The sequence below is a fragment of the Cupriavidus pauculus genome (assembly GCF_008801835.1).
Taxonomy (GTDB): Bacteria; Pseudomonadota; Gammaproteobacteria; order Burkholderiales; family Burkholderiaceae; genus Cupriavidus; species Cupriavidus pauculus.
In genome coordinates this window covers 1-254 of the sequence record NZ_VZOW01000108.1, presented here as the reverse complement: position 1 = coordinate 254, position 254 = coordinate 1, and the positions used below count along the sequence as shown (strand labels likewise).

Sequence of the window (254 nt, the reverse complement as noted above, 5' to 3'; positions counted from 1 at the left end):
CACAATAAAGGCGACATCTTCCCTCAGGCGCGTGCATGCACGCTCCCTGAGGGAACCCCTCCAGCGTCCATCACCGTTCTTGCTCAAATCCCCACGCTTTCGGCATCACGAAAGCTGCTTATGCACACCCTGGCGAGCGACACCATTCCCGAACGCCTTGCCGTAATCGGCTCGTCGGTGGTGGCGCTGGAGCTGGCGCAAGCCTTTGCCCGGCTGGGCAGCAAGGTCACGGTCCTGGCGCGCAATACCTTGTT

Annotated in this window: 1 protein-coding gene; it reads left to right on the top strand. The window is 61.4% G+C overall.

What is annotated here, in order from left to right; genetic code table 11:
- Positions 1-254: NAD-binding protein (locus F7R19_RS30700; protein ID WP_409364609.1), on the top strand; the 254-nt coding region annotated here is incomplete at both ends.